Annotated in this window: 5 protein-coding genes; 1 reads left to right on the top strand and 4 read right to left on the bottom strand. The window is 63.6% G+C overall.

Annotated elements, in window-relative coordinates:
• The 3 genes from EN949_RS33325 to EN949_RS33315 all read right to left on the bottom strand — a co-directional run.
• Positions 1 to 720 (bottom strand): VWA domain-containing protein (locus EN949_RS33325; RefSeq protein WP_164782625.1); only part of this gene is annotated, 720 nt, incomplete at its 3' end.
• 84 nt (positions 721 to 804) lie between these two features.
• On the bottom strand, positions 805 to 1242 hold the full coding sequence (locus EN949_RS33320) for a DUF1489 family protein (RefSeq protein WP_013531780.1): 438 nt from the start codon (positions 1240 to 1242) through the stop codon (positions 805 to 807).
• Positions 1243 to 1318: 76 nt separating this feature from the next.
• Positions 1319 to 2722 (bottom strand): L-serine ammonia-lyase, encoded by a 1404-nt coding sequence (locus EN949_RS33315; RefSeq protein WP_013531781.1) that lies wholly within the window; start codon positions 2720 to 2722, stop codon positions 1319 to 1321.
• A 178-nt stretch (positions 2723 to 2900) separates the two neighbouring features.
• Here EN949_RS33315 and EN949_RS33310 point away from each other — a divergent pair, with 178 nt between their 5' ends.
• Positions 2901 to 3614, top strand: coding sequence for a DUF599 domain-containing protein (locus tag EN949_RS33310; RefSeq protein WP_013531782.1), 714 nt, complete (start codon positions 2901 to 2903; stop codon positions 3612 to 3614).
• Here the strand turns inward: EN949_RS33310 and EN949_RS33305 are convergent.
• Positions 3593 to 4234: YdcF family protein (locus tag EN949_RS33305; protein WP_164782624.1), on the bottom strand; the 642-nt coding region annotated here is incomplete at its 5' end. The genes EN949_RS33310 and EN949_RS33305 overlap by 22 nt on opposite strands.

The following is a 4234-nucleotide window of genomic DNA, read 5'->3' as shown; positions in this document are numbered from 1 at the left end:
GCCCCGCAGATGCTCGATCATCAGCCGGTCTTCCGGCCTGCCTCTGGCTTCGAGCGCCTTCACCCCGCCGGTCGCGAACACGGCGACAGCCGAAAGCAGTCCGGCCAGGGTCGCGGCAGCCCGCCGATCAAACCGGAACCAGGCCCCCTTGGACAGCCGCGCAACCTCTTTGAATGCCTTTTCCGCGCTGGAATCATGGCCTTCCTGAAAGACGAAGACAGGAACGCCATGAAGGCCGAGGCTGCCGGCCTTTTCGGCCAGATCGTCGATATCCTCTTCCATCGCATCGCCGATATAGACCAGCGCATTGACCTTAGCGGTTGCCGTCTGTTTCAACGCATGCGCCAGCACCTTGCCGATCTGGGTGTGACCGCTGCGGCACTCGATCCGCGTCATCAGCTGCTTCAAGGCATTGGTGTCGCTCACGAAAGCGGACGAACGGCACTCGCCAAGACCGCGAAAATAAACCAGTTGCACGCTGAGGGTTCCTGCCTTGCCGACGGCGTCGAACATCTGGCCCTGCAGCGTGCAGGCCAGATCCCAGGTTGGCTGGCGGCTCATCGTCGCGTCGAGAGCAAGGATCAGCCTGCCCGAACCGGTCGCCGATGCGGCAAGTGTCCTCGCCTGGCGAATGAAGGCGTCGATCTCGCCAGCGTTGGATTGAGGCTTGATCGGCGCAGGATTGGTCCTCGCTGGCACAGGTTGCTTCTTATCGCTCATAAAAAACAAGATGTGGCGTTGCCACATCGCTTGCAAGCCCCACATCGGGTGGCACAAAGGGCCAGACGGTGATGCCACCTGGGGTCAGAGCAGGCCGAGGTCGGCAAGCTCGCGCCTGAGTTTCGGCGGCATCTCGATCAGTCCGGCCTTGCCCTTGCCCAGATCGAGCGGCGCGTCGGCCGGCTTCAGATAGCGCCAGCCCTGAAAGGCCCGGCGCGGCTGCCAGTCGGTTCGAACAACCTCGGGGTCGAGAATCAGGTGGCAGCGGCCGATGCCTTCACTATCGGTGAACGGCCGGATCTCGGTGATCAGTTGGCGGCACTGCACATTTCCTTTGATCACCCAATAGAGCGAACCGCCATCGGTGACCTCGGCGCCGCGCGTCGGCATCATGCGCGTGGTGTGATATTGCTCGACCGGCTCACCGGCGCGCCGCCGCTCGTCGAGGCGGAAGGCGATCCACTCCTCGAGATCTTCGACGCTGTCGCAGCCGACACAGAGTTTTATGAGATTGAGAGACATCGCTTAAGGTTAGTCCCGCATGCGGACGCGTCAACGACCGGATCGACTTCTCCACAGTGGCAGTTTAGGCCAGCCTTCAGCATTCCACGACGTTGACGGCGAGCCCACCCAGGCTGGTTTCCTTGTACTTCTCGTTCATGTCGAGGCCGGTCTGGCGCATGGTCTCGATTGCTGCATCGAGAGGTACGAAATGGGTGCCGTCGCCCTTGATGGCCAGTGACGCTGCCGTCACCGCCTTGACCGCGCCCAGCGCATTGCGCTCGATGCACGGCACCTGCACCAGCCCGCCAACCGGATCGCAGGTCATGCCGAGATGGTGTTCGAGCGCGATCTCGGCGGCATTCTCGACCTGCTCGGGCGTACCGCCCATGACGGCGCACAGGCCGGCCGCCGCCATTGCCGATGCCGACCCGACCTCGCCCTGACAGCCGACTTCGGCGCCGGAGATCGAAGCATTGGTCTTGATGATGCCGCCGACCGCAGCAGCCGTCAGCAGGAAATCACGAATGCTCGGCTGGTCCGCCTCGGGATGGAAATGCAGCCAGTAGCGCAGCACCGCCGGCAGCGTGCCGGCCGCACCGTTGGTCGGCGCTGTGACGACCCGGCCGCCAGCGGCGTTTTCCTCGTTCACCGCCATGGCGTAGATCGACAGCCAGTCATTGGCGAGCAAGGGATTGGGCTTGTTCTGCTGCCATTGCTCCTGCAGCTTGTCATGCAGCATGCGGGCACGGCGGCGCACCTTCAACCCGCCCGGCATGATGCCGTCCTGCGACAGGCCACGGTCGATGCAGCCTTTCATGGCGCTCCAGATGCCGTCGAGGCCGGCATCGAGCGCCTCGCGCGTCATCTGCGTCTCCTCGTTGACGCGTTTCATGTCGGCGATGGAAAGGCCGCTTTTGCCGGCCATGGCCAGCATCTCGACCGCATTCTTGAACGGATAAGGCACTTTCTTGCCTTCCGTCGTCACCGATCCCTTGGCCTTCATCCGCTGCAGTTCCTCTTCGGAAACCACGAAGCCGCCGCCGATCGAATAATAGATGCGCTTGAGCAGCAGGCGGCCGCCGGAATCATAGGCGTAGAACGCCATGCCGTTGGCGTGGCCGGTGAGCGGCGTCTTGCGGTCCAGCACCAGATCGGTGGCCGGATCGAAGCGATAGGTGGGATGGCCGGGCGGCGAAATACGCTTTTCGGCGGCGATGCGGCTGGCAATGCCATCAGCCTGGTCGGGATCGACCGTCTGCGGCGTCAGACCGGCAAGGCCGAGCATGACGGCGCGGTCACTGCCGTGGCCGATGCCGGTATAGGCGAGTGACCCGTGCAGGCTGGCACCAAGGCGGTCGACCTTCACACCCGCCGGGCGCGGCCAGTCATTTCCCGCGACCTCGTCGAGAAACCGCGCCGCGGCGGTCATCGGTCCCATCGTGTGCGAACTCGAGGGTCCTATGCCGATCTTGAACAGGTCGAAAACCGAAAGGAACACGCGGCGTTGTCTCCTGGAGTCAGGTCGAGGACTACATATAGGAATTCCCACGATGTTTCCGCTCTTTTGGAAATCGCGGCGCTGCACCCGCCGACCTTGTTTGCTCCGGCAGCGACATTGGCACGATCGCTGAATGCGGACATCGAAGCGATCGCCCTGAATGTGATAAATTCAGGCCATGGGCGATTCCCTCGATCTTTCGACAGCCGATCTCGCGGCGCTGGCCTTCTTCCTCGTCGCGTGGCTGCTGCACACGTTTGCCTCCGACGGCAAGCTTGTCAGCCGGGTGTCGCTGACGACGGCGATGAATGCACAGCGGCAAGCCTGGATGCGGACCATGGCCGAGCGCGAGATCCGCATCGTCGACACCGCCATCATGAGCGGGCTGCAGCAAGGCACCGCCTTCTTCGCCTCCAGCTCGCTGATCGCGATCGGCGGCTGCTTTGCCCTGCTCGGCGCGTCCGACCGGGTTCTTGAAGTGCTCAGCGACCTGCCTCTGGGTGGCGCGCCGTCGCGCGCGGCCTTCCAGATAAAGGTGTTTGGGCTGGTGCTGATCCTGGCGTTTTCGTTCTTCAAATTCGGCTGGGCGTACCGGCTGTTCAATTATTGCACGATCCTGATCGGCGCCGTACCGATCCCGCATGGCGAAGCCTCGCGCAATCCGGTCACCGAAACGGCGGTGTGGCGTGCGGCGCAAATGAACATGCTCGCCGGAAAGCACTTCAACTCCGGCCTACGCGGCGTGTTCTTCTCGATCGGTTATCTCGGCTGGTTCGTCGACCCCATGGTGTTCGTGTTGTCGACGCTGTTGCTGCTGGCGGTGCTGGTGCGGCGCCAGTTCTTCTCGGCGGCCAGGCAGGCGGTGATCGGTCAGCCACCCGGAAAAGGCTGATCGATCCGGCCTGACAGCCAGTAGGCAAAAAGCCCGATCCATTCCCGGATGGCCATGGTGGTGGCCTGCAGCGAATCGGCTGGATTGTCGCGGAACAGGCCGACGCCTTCCCGTCCCGAGGTGCGATAGTCGACCGGCCATGGAACGGTTGCAAAGCCGGCCTTGTCGAACAGCGCCTTGGCGCGCGGCATATGGAAGGCCGAGGTCACCAGCAGCCAGGTCTCGCCGGGCTTCGGCGTTACCAACTCCTTGGTGAAGACCGCGTTCTCATAGGTGTTGCGGGACTTGTTCTCCAGGATCATACGGTCGGCGGCCACGCCAAGCGCGGTGAGCAGGCGCGGCGCGGTTGCGGCATCGCCCTCGCCATCGAGAAACAACGCGCCGGTGCCGCCGGAGACGACCACCTTGGCGGTGGGAAAGCGCCGGGCGAGAATCGCGGTCTCGACCATCCGATCGCCGCTGCTGTTCAGCTCATAGCCGCCGCGCGCCAGATTGATGGCGCCCTCGAAGCCGCCGCCGAGCACGACGATGCCGTCGACCTTTTCCGGCAGCGGCGGGCGTTGAAAGCGCTCTTCCAACGGATTGAGCATCATGGCGCCGAGCGACGTCCAGGCTGACAG

The sequence above is a fragment of the Mesorhizobium sp. M7A.F.Ca.US.007.01.2.1 genome, from assembly GCF_003998165.1.
GTDB lineage: Bacteria > Pseudomonadota > Alphaproteobacteria > Rhizobiales > Rhizobiaceae > Mesorhizobium > Mesorhizobium ciceri.
Note: the sequence above shows the minus strand (reverse complement) of the source record. Positions and strands in the feature narration are given on the sequence as shown.

Bases quoted from the DNA above. Each gene is read 5' to 3' on its own strand.
- EN949_RS33310 (WP_013531782.1), top strand. From the start codon at position 2,901: ATGGGCGATTCCCTCGATCTTTCGACAGCCGATCTCGCGGCGCTGGCC.
- EN949_RS33320 (WP_013531780.1), bottom strand. From the start codon at position 1,242: ATGTCTCTCAATCTCATAAAACTCTGTGTCGGCTGCGACAGCGTCGAA.